The organism is Dyadobacter koreensis (genome assembly GCF_900108855.1).
Lineage (GTDB): Bacteria > Bacteroidota > Bacteroidia > Cytophagales > Spirosomataceae > Dyadobacter > Dyadobacter koreensis.
This window is the reverse complement of sequence record NZ_FNXY01000002.1, coordinates 260,688-281,532: the sequence shown is the minus strand read 5'-3', so window position 1 is coordinate 281,532 and position 20,845 is coordinate 260,688. Positions and strand designations below refer to the sequence as shown.

The 20,845-nt window shown below is 41.5% G+C and carries 18 protein-coding genes; 5 read left to right on the top strand and 13 right to left on the bottom strand.

The genetic code is table 11. The annotated features are described in order from the left end of the window. Nucleotides 1-40: 40 nt before the first annotated feature. A complete protein-coding gene (locus BMY70_RS05730; RefSeq protein WP_229209498.1) occupies nt 41-2,677 on the bottom strand; it encodes a PVC-type heme-binding CxxCH protein in 2,637 nt (878 codons plus the stop codon). 251 nt (nt 2,678-2,928) lie between these two features. Next, complete coding sequence (locus BMY70_RS05725; RefSeq protein WP_090333211.1) at nt 2,929-6,009, bottom strand: PVC-type heme-binding CxxCH protein; 3,081 nt, start codon at nt 6,007-6,009, stop codon at nt 2,929-2,931. Nucleotides 6,010-6,141: 132 nt separating this feature from the next. Here BMY70_RS05725 and BMY70_RS05720 point away from each other — a divergent pair, with 132 nt between their 5' ends. After that, a complete protein-coding gene (locus tag BMY70_RS05720) occupies nt 6,142-6,732 on the top strand; it encodes a hypothetical protein (protein WP_090333208.1) in 591 nt (196 codons plus the stop codon). Nucleotides 6,733-6,734: 2 nt separating this feature from the next. On the opposite strand, the gene BMY70_RS05715 is transcribed toward BMY70_RS05720, so the two are convergent. Further along, nucleotides 6,735-7,025 carry a putative quinol monooxygenase gene (locus BMY70_RS05715; protein WP_310590632.1) on the bottom strand — a complete coding sequence of 97 codons (291 nt, stop codon included), beginning with the start codon at nt 7,023-7,025 and terminating at the stop codon, nt 6,735-6,737. Nucleotides 7,026-7,412: 387 nt separating this feature from the next. Between BMY70_RS05715 and BMY70_RS05710 the strand changes: the two genes are divergently transcribed. After that, on the top strand, nt 7,413-8,336 hold the full coding sequence (locus tag BMY70_RS05710; RefSeq protein WP_090333205.1) for an alpha/beta hydrolase: 924 nt from the start codon (nt 7,413-7,415) through the stop codon (nt 8,334-8,336). A 52-nt stretch (nt 8,337-8,388) separates the two neighbouring features. Here the strand turns inward: BMY70_RS05710 and BMY70_RS05705 are convergent, their stop codons facing one another. From BMY70_RS05705 to BMY70_RS05680, 6 genes are all read right to left on the bottom strand, one after another. Continuing rightward, entirely contained in the window at nt 8,389-8,796 is a 408-nt protein-coding gene (locus tag BMY70_RS05705) for a T9SS type A sorting domain-containing protein (RefSeq protein WP_090333203.1), read from the bottom strand. A 118-nt stretch (nt 8,797-8,914) separates the two neighbouring features. Beyond that, complete coding sequence (gene moaA / locus BMY70_RS05700; protein WP_090333200.1) at nt 8,915-9,907, bottom strand: GTP 3',8-cyclase MoaA; 993 nt, start codon at nt 9,905-9,907, stop codon at nt 8,915-8,917. 15 nt (nt 9,908-9,922) lie between these two features. After that, nucleotides 9,923-10,831 carry a bifunctional molybdenum cofactor biosynthesis protein MoaC/MoaB gene (gene moaCB / locus BMY70_RS05695; protein WP_090333198.1) on the bottom strand — a complete coding sequence of 303 codons (909 nt, stop codon included), beginning with the start codon at nt 10,829-10,831 and terminating at the stop codon, nt 9,923-9,925. 55 nt (nt 10,832-10,886) lie between these two features. After that, nucleotides 10,887-11,336: a molybdenum cofactor biosynthesis protein MoaE gene (locus tag BMY70_RS05690; protein ID WP_090333196.1), complete on the bottom strand. Its 450-nt coding sequence runs from the start codon at nt 11,334-11,336 to the stop codon at nt 10,887-10,889. Nucleotides 11,337-11,514: 178 nt separating this feature from the next. Then, nucleotides 11,515-11,754: a MoaD/ThiS family protein gene (locus tag BMY70_RS05685; protein ID WP_090333193.1), complete on the bottom strand. Its 240-nt coding sequence runs from the start codon at nt 11,752-11,754 to the stop codon at nt 11,515-11,517. Between the two features lie 14 nt (nt 11,755-11,768). Further along, nucleotides 11,769-12,959, bottom strand: coding sequence for a molybdopterin molybdotransferase MoeA (locus BMY70_RS05680; RefSeq protein WP_090333188.1), 1,191 nt, complete (start codon nt 12,957-12,959; stop codon nt 11,769-11,771). A gap of 478 nt (nt 12,960-13,437) precedes the next feature. Here BMY70_RS05680 and BMY70_RS05675 point away from each other — a divergent pair, with 478 nt between their 5' ends. Further along, the gene (locus BMY70_RS05675; RefSeq protein ID WP_229209497.1) at nt 13,438-14,214 is read left to right on the top strand and encodes a lytic transglycosylase domain-containing protein; all 777 of its coding nucleotides are present in this window, start codon (nt 13,438-13,440) and stop codon (nt 14,212-14,214) included. Nucleotides 14,215-14,346: 132 nt separating this feature from the next. Then, nucleotides 14,347-14,793 carry a peptidylprolyl isomerase gene (locus BMY70_RS05670; protein WP_090333182.1) on the top strand — a complete coding sequence of 149 codons (447 nt, stop codon included), beginning with the start codon at nt 14,347-14,349 and terminating at the stop codon, nt 14,791-14,793. A 75-nt stretch (nt 14,794-14,868) separates the two neighbouring features. Here the strand turns inward: BMY70_RS05670 and BMY70_RS05665 are convergent, their stop codons facing one another. The 3 genes from BMY70_RS05665 to purH all read right to left on the bottom strand — a co-directional run bounded on the left by BMY70_RS05665 (nt 14,869) and on the right by purH (nt 19,144). After that, complete coding sequence (locus BMY70_RS05665) at nt 14,869-16,488, bottom strand: sodium:solute symporter family transporter (RefSeq protein WP_090333179.1); 1,620 nt, start codon at nt 16,486-16,488, stop codon at nt 14,869-14,871. A 169-nt stretch (nt 16,489-16,657) separates the two neighbouring features. Further along, nucleotides 16,658-17,533, bottom strand: a complete 876-nt coding sequence (locus tag BMY70_RS05660) for a hypothetical protein (protein WP_177196967.1) — start codon at nt 17,531-17,533, stop codon at nt 16,658-16,660. A gap of 75 nt (nt 17,534-17,608) precedes the next feature. Continuing rightward, nucleotides 17,609-19,144, bottom strand: a complete 1,536-nt coding sequence (purH, locus tag BMY70_RS05655) for a bifunctional phosphoribosylaminoimidazolecarboxamide formyltransferase/IMP cyclohydrolase (protein WP_090333176.1) — start codon at nt 19,142-19,144, stop codon at nt 17,609-17,611. Between the two features lie 245 nt (nt 19,145-19,389). Between purH and BMY70_RS05650 the strand changes: the two genes are divergently transcribed. Continuing rightward, nucleotides 19,390-20,178: an SDR family oxidoreductase gene (locus tag BMY70_RS05650; RefSeq protein ID WP_090333174.1), complete on the top strand. Its 789-nt coding sequence runs from the start codon at nt 19,390-19,392 to the stop codon at nt 20,176-20,178. Nucleotides 20,179-20,238: 60 nt separating this feature from the next. Here the strand turns inward: BMY70_RS05650 and BMY70_RS05645 are convergent, their stop codons facing one another. Next, on the bottom strand, nt 20,239-20,706 hold the full coding sequence (locus tag BMY70_RS05645; RefSeq protein ID WP_090333172.1) for a hypothetical protein: 468 nt from the start codon (nt 20,704-20,706) through the stop codon (nt 20,239-20,241). Nucleotides 20,707-20,845: the final 139 nt, after the last annotated feature.

Below are 20,845 nucleotides of genomic sequence, written 5' to 3'. Positions count from 1 at the left end.
TGCGATCTTTGCCCTTTCTTGTTTGCTTTGCGTGAAATTTTTAATCTCTTCTCCGTCTTTTTTTCTCTTTTTTACCTTTTCCTTTCGGAAGAACTTCATCTGCAACGGTCACTGTTTCGACCGGTTTAGGGAAATAAGGAGCTAAATCTGCTTTAACATTTTCCCGAAAGGCATTTTTCACACCTTGCAAAGCAGCTTCTTTAATAGCTCCATCAATCTGGTTCTGCTTCAACAATTTCACTACTGCATCTTCCCCCGGCCAGCTTCCGCCCAGATATCTTGCAGCATCCGCGCGTACAGATTCTTTTTCATTTACATCCAAAACTGTATTGCGCAGCAGATAAACAGATTCAGCACTTCCAGCCGTTTGTAATGATGCAAGAAGAGCCGATTTTTTAGTATCATTCAGGCTATTAAGCTTATCTGTGATAAAAGAAACACCAGCGATATCAAGCAACAGTGCGCCAGCATCACGACCTAATACTTCACCTGATTTATTAATCGCCATTTGAAAAAGTCGGTTATTTTCAGACTCAGGTGCGTAGCGAGTTACTAATTCGATATAGTCTTCTGTCCCGTAGGTTTCGTCGAGCAATTTGTTCAGCGCGGTTAGCCCCTGTTGAGAATTTGTGACAAAGGATTTATCCAAATGCAGCAAAGCCAGTTTACTTACCTCAATTCTATCAGAAGATTTCACATCCATCACATGCATCAACGCCTGTGATTTTTCATAACCCGCGTGGAAAAAGTCGAAAGCACGGAAATAACGTAATCTGCTCTTGAAAGTAACGCTTGTATCCGCAGCAAGTTCAGTTAAATAAGGAATTGCCTGTCGCGTTCTGGCGAGCCATATTATATCTTTTCCTGCATCTGTAGCTCCCGGATTTTTCCCGGCTCTGGCAAGCCATGCCGGAAAAATACGCTCCCACTGACCAATCGCACCGATACTCAATGCCTCGACAGACCATCGGTCGTGACCCGGATATTGTTGCGCCAGTTGCAGCCAAACATCCAAAGCCTCATATGTGTGATTATGATTAATTGCCAGTGCGCATTCACGGCGGACCTGAGGATTTGGGTCGGATGTTAATCTTTTGATATACTCCGTCGGATCGCTGTTACGCTGCCGAACGGCTCTTAAAGTCGTAATACGTAAATTTGGATTTAACTCGCGGAAACCAACATCCAGATTTCTGTGGTTAAAGCCTTCTATCCGGTTCAGGACCCAGAGAGCGCGGGCTCTCAATTTAGGGTTTCCGTTATATTGTCTAAATAAATTTTCAAGCTCAGGTTCAGCCGCCCAACCCAATTTAACGCAGGCATTCCAGGCAAGGTATCGCTGGGACAAATTCGGACTTTGTAATGCCTTTACAGCTTCTGTCGGATTTGTGAGATCATAAACAGGAATTTTGTAAGGTGTTTCAGGAGGTGCAATTCTGAAAATTCTACCACGGCTGCGGTCTTTCATTTTATGAGATCCTGCCACCGGATCATACCAATCCGACACGATCAAAGAACCGTCAGGCGCGACACAAACATCCGTCGGACGGAACCATTTATCTCTTTTTCCCTCAACAACAGGATTGATTCCAACGGATTTAAAACCGGCCCCATCCGGCACAACCGGATATGAAGTCACAGCATTTTGTCCTGCATCAGCAAGAATAACCTGATCCCAAAACTTCCTTGGCAATAAATCACCTTCATAAACTACCATTCCCATGGGCAGTCCGGATCCAATTTCAAGTAAATTCGGAACCACGCCCGGATCATTCTGATGCCAGTGGCGACGAGGTATTTCATCTTCGAGATTGGTATGGTTGATCCGCCAACTCGCTCCGTTCATTTCATCAATGTATCCGAAATTTCCGTTTTCCATGACATAACTAACACGGTCGGCTCCGTTGCCGGGCTCTTCCTGGTCAGACTGCCACATCGTCCCGTAACTATCCACGGCGACCTCGAAGCCGTTATGAAAATTTTCTGCCAGGATTTCTACATTTCTAAACTCCTGATCAACTCTGAAAACAACGCCCTGGCGGTATTGACGAAAATCTATCGGTCTTTCATATTTATCCAGTAAAGGTCTGTCCTGACCATCTACAAGTTGTTTCCCGGCATTTCCATAATTGAAATAAAATTTTCCATCCGGACCAAAGACAAAAGAATGGACACCGGCGTCCTGCTGTGTCCCACCAATTCCTTTGAACAAAATTTCCTTCTTATCCGCTTTATCGTCACCATCGGTATCAGTGAAAAGCCAGACATATGGACTTTGCGAAACAATAGCTTTATTACCCATCACCCAGATTCCAAGCGGAGAATTCAGCTCAGAACCCTGGTAAAAAACCTTGGTAACATCCGCCTTTCCGTCGCCGGTGGTATCTTCCAGGATCACAATCCTATCACCAACGTTGAGCTCCGACTTTCCATTAACGGCCGGACGATAATTGTAGGATTCGCATACCCATACCCTGCCCCGATGATCCACGTCGATGTTGATCGGGTTTGTAATTAAGGGCTCGGAAGCAAAAAGAGTGGTTTCCAGCCCGTCAGTTGTTTGCAGCCCGGCCACAGCATTTCTTGAAAATCTTTTTTCAGATTCAGAAAACTTCGCGTAAACGCTGTCGGGATGTAATACAATCAGGGAATCAACCACTTGGCACGTACCACTCAAAACAAAAAAGCAAAGATTTGTGGCAACCAAAAATGCGGACTTAAAATAATTTATTCGTTTCAAAACAGAAATTCAATGGAGCAAGTACTATGGGACAACCTCAAAATTACCAGTTCTTTTTTAGATTAACGAAACAAAAACCAAGATTTAGATTACAGGTGACAATAAAAAAACAGCCCGCTAAAACAAAAGTGTTTTAACGGGCTGCAATCCTATTATTGACCGGGAGCGGGCTCTGAAAAATAAATAAATTATTTTTTCTTTAGGCTGCTCATATATTCGACCAGATTAACCAGTTCGTCTGTATTCATTGCATCCTGAAGACCGGCCGGCATCATCGAATCAGCCATTTGTTTTATTGATTTAACCTGAGTCATTTTAAATTCTTGTGTGGTTCCGCCGGGAAGTTTCATGATCAGATCGGTTTCGGTTTTACTTGAAATAATTCCCGATACCGAAGAACCATCTTTTAAGGTTACTTCAAAACCTTCGTAACCAAATCCTATACCTGCGCTCGGTTCAAAAATTGCGGCATACAATGCTTCTTTCGGAAGTTTAGTACCAATCTCAGACAGCTTTGGCCCAAAATCAGTTCCCTGGCCATTAACCTGGTGACAAACTGTACAGTACATTGAGAAAATTTCTTTTCCCTTCGCTGCATTTCCCTTCATACCAACCAATGTTTTAAGGTCAGGGTGTTTCTTCACTTCTGCACCAGGCCCGTCCAGATATTTTGCCGCTTCCATTTTCACCGATTTTCTCCACGCGCCGCTCAAACCTTGTACAGCCACAGCTTTCAAATCGCCATTGATTTTACCTTCTTTTAATAAAACCAAAACAAGATCTTCACCGCTCATCGTACCACCTAAGGAACGGGTTGCTTCCGTGCGTAAATCCGCTGGTTGTTTTGGATCCATCGCAACTGATTTTAAAATATCCAGCGATTGTTTACTGCCAACACCTTTGATAGATGCCAGAGCAGATGATGCCTTTTCGGTATCTTTTCCCTTGATAGCAGTCCAGAGTAGCGCTGAGCCATTTTGCTTCAAAAGCTGCTGTCCGGCGCTACGACCAATATTCGTCTTTGCCTGGGTTGTCGCGAGTTTCAATAAACGACTATTTTCCGAAGGAAGCTCATACCTTGAAACCAGTTCCATATAGGTGCTCTTGCCATAGGTCGCGTCAAGTAATTTTTTCAAAGCGGCCATTGCTTCCGGTGATTGTTTAACAAAAGCAGGATCCAAATGGTGAAGCGCAAGTTCATTGATCTCATTCTGGTTTTGTGCAGTGCCTTTCATGATTTTCAAAAGTGCAGTCGATTTTTCTTTCGCGCCTGGGTTAAAATCAAATGCTCTGAAATATCTTAGACGGCTTTTCAAATCCACGCCGGCATCGCTTGCCAGCGAGGCCAGCAAGTTAACTGATTCTTTACTCCTTGAACGCCAAACGATATCTTTTCCCGCGTCTGTTGCGATTGGATTTGCACCCGCTTTACTTACCCATGCTTTGAAAAACGAATCCCATTGCCCGGAAGCTCCGATTCCAAGTGCCTCTAAATACCAGCGATCTTTTCCGTCATACTGCTGCGCAAGCTGTGCCCAGATTTCCGGAGCATCCGGAGAGACGGTTCCGTGCAATGCCAAGGCACATTCGCGGCGAACCTGTACATCCGAATCACTTGCCAGTAATTTTAGATATTTAATTATATCAGAATTTCTCTTTTCACGAACCACGCGTAACGCTGTTATTCGGATATCCGGATTCGCATCGCGAAATGCTGATTCCAGATCTTCTGTTCCAACTTTGTCGATCGTCGCAATAGCCCACAAAGCACGTGCGCGCATTCTTGGGTTTTCTTTATTTTCGAATAATTTTTTCAAATCAGGAAGCGCTTTTGTTCCCATTTTCGTCAGTGCATCCCAGGCCAGGTAACGAACTGAAAGATTTGGATTTTGCAGAGCCTCAACCGCTCCTGCTGCTGTCGAGTAATCTGCTTTTTTAATTCGGTAAGGGGTATTTTCTGGAGCTAAACGATATAACCTCCCCTTATTCTGATCTCCCGCCTGATGACCTCCGACACCCGGATCATACCAGTCGGAAACGATCAGCGAACCGTCCGGAGCTACACAAACATCAGAAGGGCGAAACCATTGATCGCGTTTTCCTTCCAATACATTTACAATCTTGGCAGAATAACCTGCACCTGCTTTTTGAACAGGATATGAACGTACCACATTAGGGCCGGCATCGCAATGAATCATCTGATCCCAGAAAACTTTCGGCAGCAGGCGTCCTTCGTACACAATTAGCCCCGTAGGCGAGCCTGCTCCTGTTTGCAAAAGATTTGGAACAACGCCGGGATCGTTCAGATGCCAGTGACGGAACGGGATAGAATCTTCAATATTAGTACGATTTGCCCGCCAGCCTGCTCCTGTCATCTCATCTGTATAGCCGTAATTTCCGTAAGGCATAACATAATTTATTCGTACACCTTTGTTGCCGTCATCATCATTATCTGACTGCCACATGGTTCCGTAGCTGTCTACCGCAACTTCATAATTATTCCGGAAATTATTCCCGAGCACTTCAATATTTTTGAAATCAAGATCACAGCGAAAAACGATACCTTGTTTGTTTGTTTTAAAATCGATCGCCTTCCCATCACGTCCAACTACCGGATTTCCTTTTCCGTCCAGCAAATGCCCGCCTTCATTACCAAAATTGAAATATAGTTTGCCATCCGGACCAAATACAAATGCGTGCATACCGTGGTCATGCTGCGTTCCACCGACTCCTTCAAAAATAACTTCTTTTTTGTCTGCTTTTCCGTCGCCGTCTGCATCTGTAAATAACCAAACATATGGGCTTTGAGAAACGATTACTTTATTTCCCATCACCCAGATCCCAAGCGGAGAATTCAGTTCCGGCCCCTGGTAAAAGACCGTTGATTTATCTGACTTTCCGTCACCGTTTGTATCTTCCAGAATTAAAATCCTGTCGCCCTCATTTTTGGTCGGATTTCCGTTTATTGCCGGACGATAATTATAAGCCTCACAAACCCAGACGCGGCCAAGCTGATCGACATCGATATTTGTCGGATTTGTCAAGGTAGGTTCTGATGCAAAAAGTGTTGCCGCCAAACCCTCAGCTACATTTAGTCCGGCAACAGCATATTTAGGAGAGCGTTTTTGTTCGGCGCTCAGATTTTCATATAAACTGTCGAGACCTGTACTTTTAATCGTACTTGGATTCGTTCGCATATACGACGCCGCTAGTACGCCGAACGCCAGCATGCCTGATACAGATAGAATCAGCGGGTTTTTAAAATTCATTGGTGATATAAGTTAATCGGTTATTTTGCCTAAGTCAGACGAAAATCATCTGTAAAAGGATTTTGTGATATAGTTTTAGTAAAGATTACTAAATTTAGATAATAAGAAACTAGCCACGTATCATTTACTACCATGAACAAGATTTTTTTTACTGCGGTCATTGTCTGCATAGCCTTCCAGGCAAACGCGCAGACTATAATTCCTCCTGCCGAAGTCCAGATCAAAACGGCATCGCTTGCTGCACCGACCGACAAACAAGCCGGTGCGAAAGTTTACGGCTACGGTTCGGATGGTTCGTTTAAAGTATTACGAAACGGAAACAACGACTTTGTTTGTATTGCCGACGACCCAAAGAAAGAAGGAATTAACGTCTCCTGCTACCATGCAGATCTGGAGCCATTCATGGAAAGAGGCCGTATTTTGACCAAAGAAGGAAAGAATCAAAAAGAGATCTTTGATATTCGTGAGAAGGAAGTAAAAGGAGGAAAACTTGCTATGCCAAAACAGCCCTCTACCTTATTTTCACTTTCAGGATCACCGGAAAACTATGATAGCAAAACAGGCGATGTAAAAGACGGTTATTTACGTTATGTAGTTTATATTCCATTTGCAACCGCTGAAACAACGGGATTACCCTTGAAACCGGATGTTCCCGGAATGCCGTGGATTATGGATCCCGGAACGCACCGTGCACATATCATGATAAATCCTGCAAAAAAGTAGGGTCACGATACTTTCTCAACTGAAAAGGCCAAAGGTTTGTCTGCAAAAAGCGCCTTTGTCCTTTTCCATATCAATCCAAAAAATTCAGTATTTTTATACGTATTGAGATATTCCTCGGTTTCCCAATGACTGTGTGTTACGAAGATATTAGGATTATCTAGATCTCGCCAAAGTTCGAGATGAAGACAGCCTGGCATTTGCTTGATATCATTCTGGCATTTTTCGAAAATACTCTGAAATTCACTAATCTTCTCGGGTAAAAAAGTCATTCTTACAATCCGTATGATCACCATAATGCACCTAATTTAACAACTTAGCTTAATCCAAAAAGAAAAATACAATCCTATTTACAATATTTTGCAATTTTTTAGCTGAATTTGTAAGCAGGATGTAAATATTTATCTCAATGATAGCTGATTATGAAAGAGTTATTAAATCAAAACTACTCATCTATCAAAATATAATTAAGTAATCTTCATTTAATTCCATATAATTCTCGTATTTGGAATAATAAATATTTATATTATATTAAAAATAATCCACCCCTTTTCTGCATAATTTTTGCGAAAAAAGTCCACAATAATCTTTGCTGGCCCGAATTAAGTATTCCTAAACTCGCTTATACAAATTGAGGGTAGAGATCAACGACGCGCGTCTTTTGATTCAAAGATCTTTTTTCTATGAAAAACACAAAACTGATGATAATGGCGGCAGGCCTTACTATTTTATCCCTGCAATCTATGGCGCAGAATGAAGTGATATCCTTATGGCCGGAAGGGAAAATACCTAATAATAAGACGAACACAATCGAGGAAAAATCAGTTACGACAGACGGCATTCTGCGAATCAGCGGTGTGACGGTTCCTACTATCACTGCCTATATTGCACCAAAAGAAAAGGCAACCGGCGCAGCGGTAATGATTTGTCCGGGTGGAGGTTACGGTATTCTCGCTGCCTCACATGAGGGAAGCGATCTGGCAAAATGGTTTAACGGGCGTGGCATTTCTGCTTTCGTTCTAAAATATCGTTTGCCTGATGCAAAAGCTATGGAGCATCAACATGAAGCGCCTCTTCTGGACGCTATGCAGGGAATGAAAATTATTCGTCAGGGGGCTAAAAAATGGAATATCAATGCTGATAAAATTGGTGTTATGGGGTTTTCGGCCGGCGGGCATTTAGCAGCGACGCTTGCCACGCATTATAACATGGGTGAAAAAGCATCGGACGAATCCAAGCCGAATTTCTCAATTTTAATGTATCCGGTAATTTCCTTGCTCCCTGAACTGGCCCATGGAGGTTCAAGGGACAATCTTTTAGGACCTGATAAATCGGATGAGCTGATTAAGTATTATTCCAATGAATTGCAGGTAACAGACAAAACGCCGACTGCATTTTTGGTACACGCAATGGATGATACGGCCGTTCCTGTTGAAAATAGTATCGCCTATTATCTGGCTTTAAAGAAGGTAAAGGTTCCGGCGGAGATGCACTTGTATCCCAAAGGCGGACATGGTTATGGAATGCGCACAGAAGGAAAAGGATCCCTGGCAAACTGGCCCGCAGCTTTGGAAGGCTGGCTAAAAGCCAACAACTGGATGAAATAATAAAAAGCCGGATAAAGACTCTCAAATTAGAAATCCTTATCCGGCAATTATTTTAGTTGAAAGCAACGAGTCTGCGGCCAGACACTTCCGCTATCTCAGATGTAGATAAACTTATGTTTTTGGTAATGCGTTCGTCGCCGTTTGTAATCTCAATTTTATAATTTCCATCACTTACATCAGAGAAGTCAAACTTCTGCCCTACTTTTCTTAGTCCTTTTGCAATGTATTCCTGATGCAGAACCTTGCCTTTTGAATCGACCAGTTTGATATTGATCGAAACGCCCTTATCCTTTTCAAGAAGAAGATTCATAACCAGCGAATTTTTTACGCGGTACATCCCTACCCGAAACGATTCATAATATTTTCCTTTGTCTGAATCCTGTAACTGTCCTGCTGAAACAAGATTTGTAATTAATACGCCGCAGAGTGCCGCAACAAAGATTTTCCGGAAGTTTTTCATGGCATTGAAGAGTTATATTGGCTAATTATTTGCACCAATGATGTCTTCAGTTCAGGCCATGTTGCATCGATTTTATGAGCGGTTAAAAATGTGGGTTAAGTGGTTTTACCAAAAAAAGTTACCCACCAATAGAGATCATCCTCCGATTTTGCTCGTAATCTTCTCTGGCATTTTTCTCCGTGAAATCGATATGTCCGCCGTGAGCAAAATGTTTTTTGTGAAAATGAGAATAAATTAACGAGCTGACATCTTCGCCACGTCTGAGAGGAGTTAGTAAATCTGCTTCTGTTGTGTCAAAAAGGCAATTTTTAAGTTTTCCATCCGCAGTTAAACGAATACGGTTACAGCCCGAACAAAACGGATGCGTGACTGTCCCGATAATCCCGAAAGTTCCTTTTCCGCCGTTTACCTGGAAATTATGTGCTGTATCGTGCAGCTCTCCCTGCAATTTTTTAAACGAGAATTGTGTGCCAATATCGGCCAGAAGATCATTATACGAAACGATCTTAGACATATCCCACTTATTTCCGTTAAAAGGCATAAATTCTATAAAACGAACGTGCAGATTAGGTTCGTCGAGTGTCAGCCTGACAAAGTCGTTAACTTCCTCGTCATTCACGCCACGCATCACCACCATGTTAATCTTCACAACAAATCCTTCAGAAATCAACAATCGGATACTATCTAACGTTTTCCCAAAATGATCACGTTTTGTAATATTTTTAAACGATTGCTCATTCAGCGTATCCAGACTTACATTTAATGAACGAACCCCAGCATTTTTCAGATCATCAATAAACTGGTCAACAAAAACTGCATTGGTAGTTAAAGTAAGCGAGGTAGATAACGAACCAAGATTTCGGATAATCTGACTCGCATCTTTTCTGATCAGGGGTTCACCACCCGTCAATCTGATTTTCTCAACGCCCATATCCACAAAAATTCCCGCAAGCGTCTGGATTTCGTCTGCCTGCATCAGCCACTTGGAAGGCATAAACTGCATATCTTCCTGGGGCATACAATAGGTGCAGCGCAGATTACACTTGTCTGTCAGCGAGATGCGCAGATAAGTATGCTTACGACCAAATGTATCCGTAATGGGTTGAGACATTTTTTATTGAATGATTTATTCGTGCTTTCCTCCTTCCATAACACTAAAAACGTGCAGGACGTGCGGAAAAAGTGCATCAATATATTCTGTCACGCCGCCAGTGCTTCCTGGCATTGTTAAAACCAAAGTCTCGCCGATTAGTCCCGAAACCGATCTGGACAACATGGAAGTTGGAATTCTTTCCTGGCCATATTGCCGAGCCGTTTCACCGATCCCGGGGATTTCGCGATCAATTAATTCACTGACAGCTTCCGGTGTAACGTCACGAGTAGACAATCCGGTTCCACCTGTAATCACAATCAGTTGATAAGATAAACTGCAAAGACTTTTTATCTTTTCCTGGATCGTTGATTTATCATCGGGAATAATGCTGTAATCATTTACTTTGATAGTCAGCGTTTCAAATTTCTCAATTATCCTTTTCCCTGATTTATCTTCTCCAATTCCTCCTGAAATAGAATCGGAACACACGATTACTGCCGTCTTCAAATTTGCCGGAATTGTCTTTCTGTCACTTTTCCCACCCTTCTTTTCCAACAATCTGATATTGTTTATCTCAACCCCTTTATCAATCGGTTTGAGCATATCATAAAGGGTAAGTGCCACAACCGATGCGCCGTGCATTGCCTCCACTTCCACGCCGGTTTTGTAAATCGTTTTGACAGTCAATTCAATAATGATCGTTAGCTCCTCAATCCGATAAGCAACGGCAGTATATTCTATTGGAATCGGGTGGCAGTCGGGCAGAAGATCCGGAGTTTTTTTCACTGCTAAAAACCCGGCAGCTTTCGCCATCTCAAAAACGTCACCTTTGGGGACCGTTTTATTTTGAATAGCAAGAATGGTTTCAGGTTTGCTTACCTGAACGGTAGCCTGCGCCGTGGCAATTCTTAATGTATTAGTCTTATGTGTAATATCAACCATTAGAATGAAAACAACGAGAACAATAATTTGGCTATGGTGATGAAGATATTAAATTTCAGTTATTTTCCTTCCACACATATGCTCCGGCAGGACCAACCAGTTCTTTCCCAAAAATAGGAACCTTAGTCTTAATTTCATCGACAATGTATTCCGATGCCTCAAAAGCAGCGCGACGATGCGCAGAAGATACAAATACAAAAAGACTTACTTCGCCTGTTGGTACCAACCCAAGACTATGATAAATATGCATGCAGGTCAGATCGAACTTTGAAAATGCATCTTCGCGTATCGCATGAAAAGCCTGTTCTGCCATTTCTTCATAAGCCGAATATTCAATTCCTGTAACAAAACCATCCTCCTTTTCATCTGCACGAATCTGGCCTAGAAATATCGCATGTGCGCCAATATTAACTTTTGACTGATGTTTAGCAATCGAATCTGCAACAAACTGCGGACTGATCGGGCCTTCCATGAAAACCTTTTTAGGCTTATGAATTTTCTCCATGATATATGTACTCCACTTTTAGATTTTTCGATTTTTCATCGAAGAACATTTAAGTGATTTAAAAATAAAAACTCTATGTAAAACGGGTAACAAACCCGAAAAAACATTTTTACAAAACTTACCAAAATCCGGTGATACAAAACCCAGGTTCTATCAGGTTTCTTGGATGATAAACAAATCAGCCGCCCGCAAAAGGTGGCAATAAAGCAACCTCTGATTGAGTTGAAACGAACGTTTGATCATCTGCGATCTGCTGGTTCACAGCAACTTTGAATTTCTTTTCCCCCATAGCAGGATATTTTTCCAAAATCAGTTTTTTTAGATCACCAACCGACAGACCATCATTAATGGTCCAGATTTCGTTCGCCTGGCCGCTTATTTCCGCCAGCATTCCAAAATATAAAATATTTATACCCATCTCATTTTTAGTAGTCAAAAAGGCAACAAATGCACCTCTACCATATCCCCCGCCTGCACCGTTTGCTGAGAAACAGGCAAATAAATCAGGGCATTCGCAATTGCAAAAGATCTTAACGCGAAGGACTCCTGACCTTCCAGCGAGGTTACTTTTCCGTTACTAACAAATGCCTTCAAAAATTCATCTCGCTCACCGCGAAACGAGTATGCATGGCTGATCGGCAACTGATATGCTGGCAAAAAGCACTCTTTTCGGCCCGACATTAATCTTAAAGCAGGCAATACATATTCGTAGTAACAAACTAATGAGGATGCAGGATTCCCCGGTAGCGCATAAAAATTTGTATTTTCTGTTCTGGCAAAAAGTAAAGGTTTACCTGGCTTCTGTCTTATTTTATAAAATATCGTCTCAGCTCCAATCGTTTCCAACGCCTTCCCAACATAATCGTAGTCCCCTACGGAAACTCCCCCGGTTGCAATTACCACATCATTTCTTTCCGATAATGTAAGAAGACTTTGAACGGTCGCCGACAAATCATCCTCAGAATAATAAATTTCGACATCCGTAATTCCTTCCTGCTTCAGAGCGGCAACCAACATGGAAGAATTGGATTCATAAACTTGTCCGTGCGACAAAGTTTCTCCGGTTTTCACCAATTCATCTCCTGTTACCAAAATTCCGATTTTGGGTTTACGAAAAACAGGAATTTCATCAATATTTAAACCTTTCAAAAAACCAGCCGTACCGGCGGATATAAAAGTGCCGGACGGCAGAGCAATATCACCTTCCCGTATCTGTTGCCCTATATTTCGCAGATTTTTATTTTCAGGCACAGGATATTCACCGATCGTCACATTTCCATTCGCCACAGAAGTATTTTCCTGCATGACAACAGCCGTCGCGCCATCCGGAACGGGAGCGCCTGTAAATATTCTGAATGCAGTGCCTGGCTTCATAGAAACCTTCTCCGCTTTCCCGGCTTTCGACTCTCCTGCAATAGGAAGAACGACATCTGCGTGTATAATGTCCGTATGTAAAACCGCGTAACCATCCATAGATGACTGCCGAAAAGAAGGCAAAGAAAATCCTGCTAAAACATTTTCTGACAAAACATAACCGACCGCGTTTAAGACAGTTCTTTTTTCAGCACTTAATGTTCGTGTATGAGTTAATACTCTTCTTTTTGCTTCATCAACTGTGACCATATTCCGAGTTTGTTGTCAAACAATGCAAGTTACTATTTAAAACACATAAGAATACAAGTTTAAAAATTGATTTAACAGATCAAATAATTCAGGATTTCAGCCGTTTTATTTTCCAAAATGAGTCAAAAGGTAAGGCAAAAATCGGGTGAGAGGTTGATGAAAAAATTTGATTGAAAAAATATGCAGGAATTTAGACTTTGTTAATTACAATTTTAAGCATGAAAAATTCTGTTTGTATCTAAAAGTGATTTCCAACGAATATTTTAGAAAATATGCGTTTAACAAATGAAATCGAATTGTCACCGGCAAATACAACGAAATTTTACTATCTTAAATTAGTGCTAAATCAAAATTATACAAATACCTGCAAATCAACTTTTTACCTAAAAATGAAACATTATTAATTCAATAGCGTTATCTTTGCTCCCCGGGAAACCGACTAAATTATGTTGAACGAAACAAAAAATGGATGATTAGAATGATCTTTATTGCCTTCTCAATTGCATCGATGGGGATGTTTTCCCTAAGCAACTTGAAGGTAGAAAAGAAGGAATTAAAGTCTGAACTAACAATCAACTCAAACCTTCTTGCCATTAATTTTTGTGGCGAAAAGGTGCCCCTTTCGGAAATGCGCATAGCCGAGCGGTACCAGAAAATGATCAGAAATTACGATACCTATGCTTTTCGTAAACTGATGACAAGCGCAGAAAAAAGGATGAGAGTTATAGAACCGATCCTGAAAAAGTACGGAGTCCCATCCGACTTTAAATACATTCCAATAATTGAGAGTGCCATGAGTAACGAAGCCACTTCTCACAGAGGGGCCGGCGGATACTGGCAATTAATGCCCGCAACAGCCAAATCACTTGGCTTAACCGTAAACGGAACGGTTGACGATCGTAAACATCTGGTTAAATCCACTCATGCAGCAGGTAAGTATCTTAAAGATCTTCACCGCCAGCTTGGTTCCTGGACACTTGTAGCAGCTGCCTACAACGCGGGACCACAGCACATCCAGAACCGAATGAACTCACAAAATAAAGACGACTATTTTAAGCTTCGGTTAAACGCAGAAACTACTAAATATATTTATAAAATAATTGCAGTAAAAGAATGGTTTTCCAATCCTGAAAGAAGCCGCGAATGGGGAAGCGGTGATGTTTTGGAAAAAATGGTACAGATCCGTGAAGAGAAAAAACTCTCGGAATTGAAGAGCGATTCGAAACAATTAGCAAGAGCCGCAACTGATTCTTAAATTCTTTGGTTACAATATGCAGCACAATGCAAAGAAACGGCTTTAATATGCTTTTCTTTGCATTTGTTATGAAAAACCCGCTGTTTTGACAGCGCATCATTCAATAAATTTTTATCCAAATACCTGATTATTATGACTAAGGCAGAAATGATCACCGACAAAGGTACAATGCTTATCGAGTTCTACGATAAGGAAACACCTATTGCTGTGAAAAACTTTGTAGATCTTTCAAAAAAGGGATTTTATGATGGATTAACTTTCCATCGCGTGATTAATGATTTTATGATTCAGGGCGGAGATCCTCAGGGAACCGGACGCGGAGGCCCTGGTTATACAATCAAATGTGAAGTAAATGCTGAAAAGCAGTACCATGATCGCGGTGTATTGTCTATGGCACATGCCGGCCGCGATACAGGCGGATCTCAATTCTTCATTTGCCATAGCCGCAACAATACAGCACACCTGGATGGAAACCATACTTGTTTTGGTAAGGTAGTCGAAGGTGTTGATACCGTTGATTTGATCCGTCAGGGTGACAAAATTCAGAAGATCAATATTATTGAAGAAGAGGTAGCTTAATTTGGCACTTATTTTCAAACAAAAGCGGCCCGGAAATTTTCCGGGCCGCTTTTGTTTGAAAGGCTTATTCGGTTTCTACCAGAAATGGTAATATAAGAATGCTATAATTGCAATCACAATCGAAGCCCAGATCACAAAGCTGCGGTGAGGCATAAACATCGACGCATCTATTTGAAGGCCTTTTTTCTCATCCGGAAGCACCAGTCCAAGGATAAACATAACTGCAACACATATTAGAAATACCAATCCCATACGATCAAGGAAAGGCACCTGTGTCCAGTCTGCAAACGGCAGGTAGTTATTGTGCATTCCCAATGCAATTATAAATCCGCCAACGATAGCAAATAATGCACCTGCTGAATTGGTACGCTTCCAGAAAAAGCCCATAATAAATGAAGCGAAGATCCCTGGCGACAATAAGCCAGTCATTTCCTGGATAAACTGAAATCCACCTTTTTTATCAATCCCCATGTAAGGAGATACGACGATTGCAAGGACCATAGCAATAACTACCACCCAACGGCCAATCCAGACCAGCTTTTTCTCGTCTGCATCTTTTCCGATATAGTTTCTAAAAATATCAAGTGTAAAGATTGTTGAAATACTATTTGCTTTTCCGGCAAGAGAGGCAACAACGGCTGCGGTCAAAGCGGCAAAAGATAACCCTTTCAATCCTGTCGGTAACAAATTCAGAAGAACAGGATAAGCTTTATCAGGATTGATCATTCCGTCCGGCCCCAACATTTCGGCCTGAAATAAACCTTTGCTGTACAACGCGTAAGCAGCGATACCTGGCAAAACAACAATAACCGGCATCAATAACTTAAGACCTGCGGCAAATAAAATACCATTACGGGCCGTTTTCAAATCTGCACCCAAAGCTCGTTGTGTGATATATTGATTACATCCCCAATAGTTTAGATTCACAATCCACATCCCGCCAAGCAATACGGTAAGTCCGGGCAGCTGCATATAGAAAGGACTGCTTTTTGGAAAAATCATATGAAAGTGATCGTCATGGTTTTCACGCATCATTTTCATACCACTCATTAAACCATCAATTCCAGTATCACCAGAAACCAGATTTATGGCGAGATACGTGGTGGCCAGACCACCAATAACAAGAAAGAAAACCTGGATAACATCCGTAAAACCAATCACCTTCATTCCACCGATCGTGATGATGATAGCAAAAACTGCCAATGCGATCATGCAGAATGTAAAGTCGAGACCAGAAATACCTGAAACCGCAAGGGCCCCCAGATAAAGAATCGATGTTAGGTTTACAAGAATATACAATGCCAGCCAAAAAACAGCCATAATTAAGCTCACCGTCGGGTTATAACGCTGACTTAAAAATTGTGGCATTGTGTAAATTTTATTTTTGAGATAGATCGGCATGAAGAAAACGGCGACGATAATCAGCGTTGCGGCAGCCATCCATTCATAGGTAGAAATACCCAATCCCATCGAAAAACCATTTCCCGACATCCCGATAAATTGCTCGGCAGAAATGTTGGAGGCAATCAATGAGGCCCCGATTGCCCACCAGGTCAGTGAACCTTCTGCAAGGAAAAAGTCCTGTGTAGATTCGTTAGGTGTTTTCTTTCTCTGGTAAATCCAGTATCCATAGCCTGAGACCAGGATAAAGTAAAAGAAGAATACTATGTAATCCAGGGTTTGTAATTGTTGCATTTCAAATATAAAAAATTAGATGAATGGATAAGCGATTTTCTGTTCAAACCGAAAGGTACACTATTTTCAGAAAATAGTGCAAGTAAGAAATTCCAGTAAGTACCCAACTTGCCACCTTTATTTTCACAAAATTGCAAAAACAGCTAAACAAGTAGAATAACTGGCGAGTTTACTCATCTTTTTTATCTAAATCCTGAAAGCGCAGAGGATTGGCAGGAAGCTTGACATTATTCTTCGACCTCGCTTTTTTTTCAATTTCGAAATAACTCTTCGTAAAATCATTACCATTATTTATTTCTGAAAGCAATTGTTGCAAGCCGTCTTTACCTGCAAATGATAGCCAGAAAGACACCTCTAACCCGGAAGTCATATACGCAAGCATGACATGTTTTGAGCTTCCTGCAAAAAAACCTTTTACCGAAGCAATATCTTTTAATTCCAAAATATTCTGTCCGCCGCCTGTTTGATAAAGCCATTCATCCATATAGTCGAAGTAGCGAGCAATGGAGTCAGGATTGCTGACAAAACGCTGATCCAGCATCAAAGCTGTTCCTTCATTAAACCATTGAGGAATATCCATCGTGGTTTTCCACCAGCCCAGCCGTTTCAAAAGTTCGACATGGCTCATCTCATGACTGATCACGTCGACATTCAAACCCTGACCGTTCAGTACCACATACGACTGCCCCCAGGGTGTACCCAGGCTGCAACCCGCTCCTTCTTTACTCTGACAGTATTTTTCATATTCCTGCTGATTTCCGCAAAGAATAATTTTAGGAGATGCTTGTTTTCCAAGCCAGAATGAATCAACACGCGCTTCCGCTTTTTTGATAACTTTTACAATATGTGAACGTTGTTTGGCATTGAGCCCGGGACTGGCGTAGGTGTTGCTATTGATTTTTTCTAAGTCTGAAAAACCAATAATTTCACAATGGAAGATTTGAGGATAAAGGAAAAAATAGCCCGGAATTACCAAAACCAGCCCGATGAGAAGAAATTTGCCAAGAGCAGCAAGACGGGAATCTGGTAATTGGTTGGTTTTCAAAAGGGCAATCTTTAATATATTGGTTTTAAACACAGCGTTTCCTATATAACGAAACGCTGTGTTTAAAATTCAAAATTAATGCTTGAAATGACGAACACCAGTGGTTACCATCGAGACACCGTTTGCATTACAGAAAGCAACCGAATCTTTATCACGAATAGAACCTCCCGGCTGTACAACTGCGGTAATTCCTGCTTGTGACGCAATTTCAACACAGTCAGGGAATGGGAAGAACGCGTCGGATGCCATCACTGCACCTTGCAAATCAAAACCGAAATGTTTAGCCTTTTCGATTGCCTGACGCAATGCGTCAATACGCGAAGTCTGGCCTGTTCCGCTAGCAAAAAGCTGATTTTCTTTGGCAAGAACGATCGTGTTCGATTTGGTATGTTTACAAACTTTCAAGGCAAACTCCAACGCTTTCAATTCATCAGCTGTTGGCGCTTTCTCAGTAACTGTCGTCATTTGATCTGCTGTTTCAGTGGCAAGATCTTTGTCCTGTACTAACACACCATTTAATATTGTCTTGAACATAATTCCAGGAAGCTCCACAGATTTACGTTTCAATAAATTTCTATTTTTCTTCGATTTCAGTAGTTCCAAAGCACCTTCTTCAAAATCCGGAGCGATAAGAATTTCCATAAAAAGCTTGTTCAATTCCTCAGCCGTAGCCAAATCTACTTTCACGTTTGTAATCACAACACCGCCAAAAGCAGAATCCGGATCACATGCAAGTGCATTCAGATACGCTTCTTTTGCAGTAATAGCCGTTGCCACGCCACAAGCGTTTGTATGCTTTATAATCGCGAATGTTGGATCTGAGCCTTCAAATTCATCGATCAGGCCAATGCAGGCATCAACGTCAACGAGGTTGTTATAAGATAAATCTTTTCCGTGAAGCTTGTCGAACATTTGCTCTAAATCTCCATGGAAAGTCGCGCTTTGATGTGGATTTTCTCCATAACGAAGCGTCTGAGCCGGAAGCTTTGCAAACTGAAAAAGAGCCTCATCTGCTGATGCATTTTTACCAAGGAAATAATCATTGATTGCTCCATCATAGTGAGAAGAAACACCGAATGCTTCGCCTGCATACCAGCGACGATCTTCAAGATCTGTTGTTGCCGATTTTTCAGTCAATAACGTAACAACGCCTTCATATTGAGCACGTGAAGATACAATTAAAGTGTCTTTGAAGTTTTTCGCCGTAGCACGAATTAACGAGATCCCGCCAATATCAATTTTCTCTATAATATCTTCTTCACCAGCGCCGGAAGCAACGGTTTCTTCAAAAGGATATAGGTCAACTACCACCATGTCCAAGGCTGGAATATTATACTGAGCCGCCTGAGCAACATCACCAGCATCATCACGACGGTAAAGAATTCCACCCATTATGGCAGGGTGCAAAGTTTTCACTCTTCCTCCAAAAATTGATGGATAACCCGTTAGCTCTTCAGCTGCGGTAACCGGAATGTTGAGGTTTTCGATAAAAGTTTGAGTACCTCCGGTCGAATATAGTTTTACACCATTTTCATGTAAAAGACGAACCAGCGGTTCAAGACCGTCCTTGTAGTAAACCGAGATCAGAGCGGATTGTATTTTTTTAGACATTGGTCAGAATTTGACAGTAAACATTACAGAATTATGAGATTTTCAGGATTGTAAAAGCTGTTTAAGTCGCATCTTTTTTCCCTGGCATCCCTTTTATTAAAAATAAACCGCAAAGATAGTTTTTTAATTGTTACGGGTTAATTGTTAATGTCTAATTATTAGTGGTTAATTGGCAGAAAATTAATTGTTGATGACTAACACTCAACATTAACCCTTATCCATCCAACACTAATCATTACCAGAATATGAATCTTGACCTTACCGGAAAAACGGCGATAGTTTGCGGAAGCACACAGGGCATTGGACTTGCTTCCGCTGTTGAACTTGCATTAATGGGGGCAAACGTTACCCTGATGGCCAGAAATGAGGAATCTTTGAGACAAGCGGTGGAGACATTAGATATTTCCAGAAATCAGCTGCACCGTTATGTAGTTGCCGATTTTTCTGATAATGAAAACGTAAAACATGCTATTGACGATTATTTAAGACTCTGTCCGGAAGTGCATATCCTAATCAATAATACAGGCGGACCAGCCGGTGGTCCGATCATTGAAGCAGAAACGGAGCAATTTGTTAAAACCTTTCAGATGCATCTGGTTAATTATCAAATCCTTACGCAAGCTGTTGTTCCGAGTATGAAGAAGGCAGGATTTGGAAGAATTGTTAATATAATCAGCACTTCAGTTAAACAGCCGATTGTCGGACTGGGTGTTTCAAATACGATTCGGGGAGCAGTTTCAAGCTGGTCCAAGACCTTGTCGCTCGAACTCGGACCGTTTGGAATTACTTCTAATAATGTGTTACCCGGTTTTACAAAAACATCTCGGCTGAATGCCGTTCTGGATATGCGCAGTCAGGCCCAGGGAAAATCTGTTCAGGAAATTTCAGATCAAATGGAGGCGACAATTCCAATAAGAAGATTCAGCGAGGCAGAAGAAGTTGGTGCAGCGGTGGCTTTTTTGTGTAGCCCCGCAGCTGGCAGTATCAGCGGGGTCAATTTGCCTGTGGATGGAGGGAAAACGGAAAGTATGTAGAAAGAATTAATGGTTAAAAGGGTTCGAAAATTCGGTATCCTGCCCTTTTAACCAGTCCTCTTAATCAATATTGGTCCCTACTGCAAATCTTTTAATTGACTTGTCATCGCCATACTGAATAAAACCGATCAAACTTCCATCCTCGTATAAATTCCAGTTATTGTAATAAATAGCGTTTGAAGCAATTGATCCTACTTTATAACTAGCAAGAAAACCAGGTTTTCCATATACCTCAGTCTGATCTGGACTTTCGGAAACAACGAGCTCAAAAGTATCAGTAAATTTTGTTGTAGAATCGTCGATCGTGACGGTTGCAGTCAGATACTGATTACTTTTCCGTTGAAGGTTAATTTTAGCAAGCTTCGAAACGCCCAGATCAGAAGAGGCTGCTTCCTTTGTATCCAGATCAATAATAAGATATGCAATATCAAACTCTCCTACAAGTTTTGATGTATAATCGGGAATTGGATCATGGTTTTTGCAGGACTGAGCTATAAGGATCAGGGATAGAAAAAGGAGTTTTTTCATAGTAAACTTTCATAGCTATTTGTAACTTTAAAATTACTAATTGAAAATATCAGCGCAAAGAAATAACGTCAGATTTATTTGGATGATCACAGTGCATCAACGCCACCCAAAACCTAGCACCATACCAGCCACAGAAGCA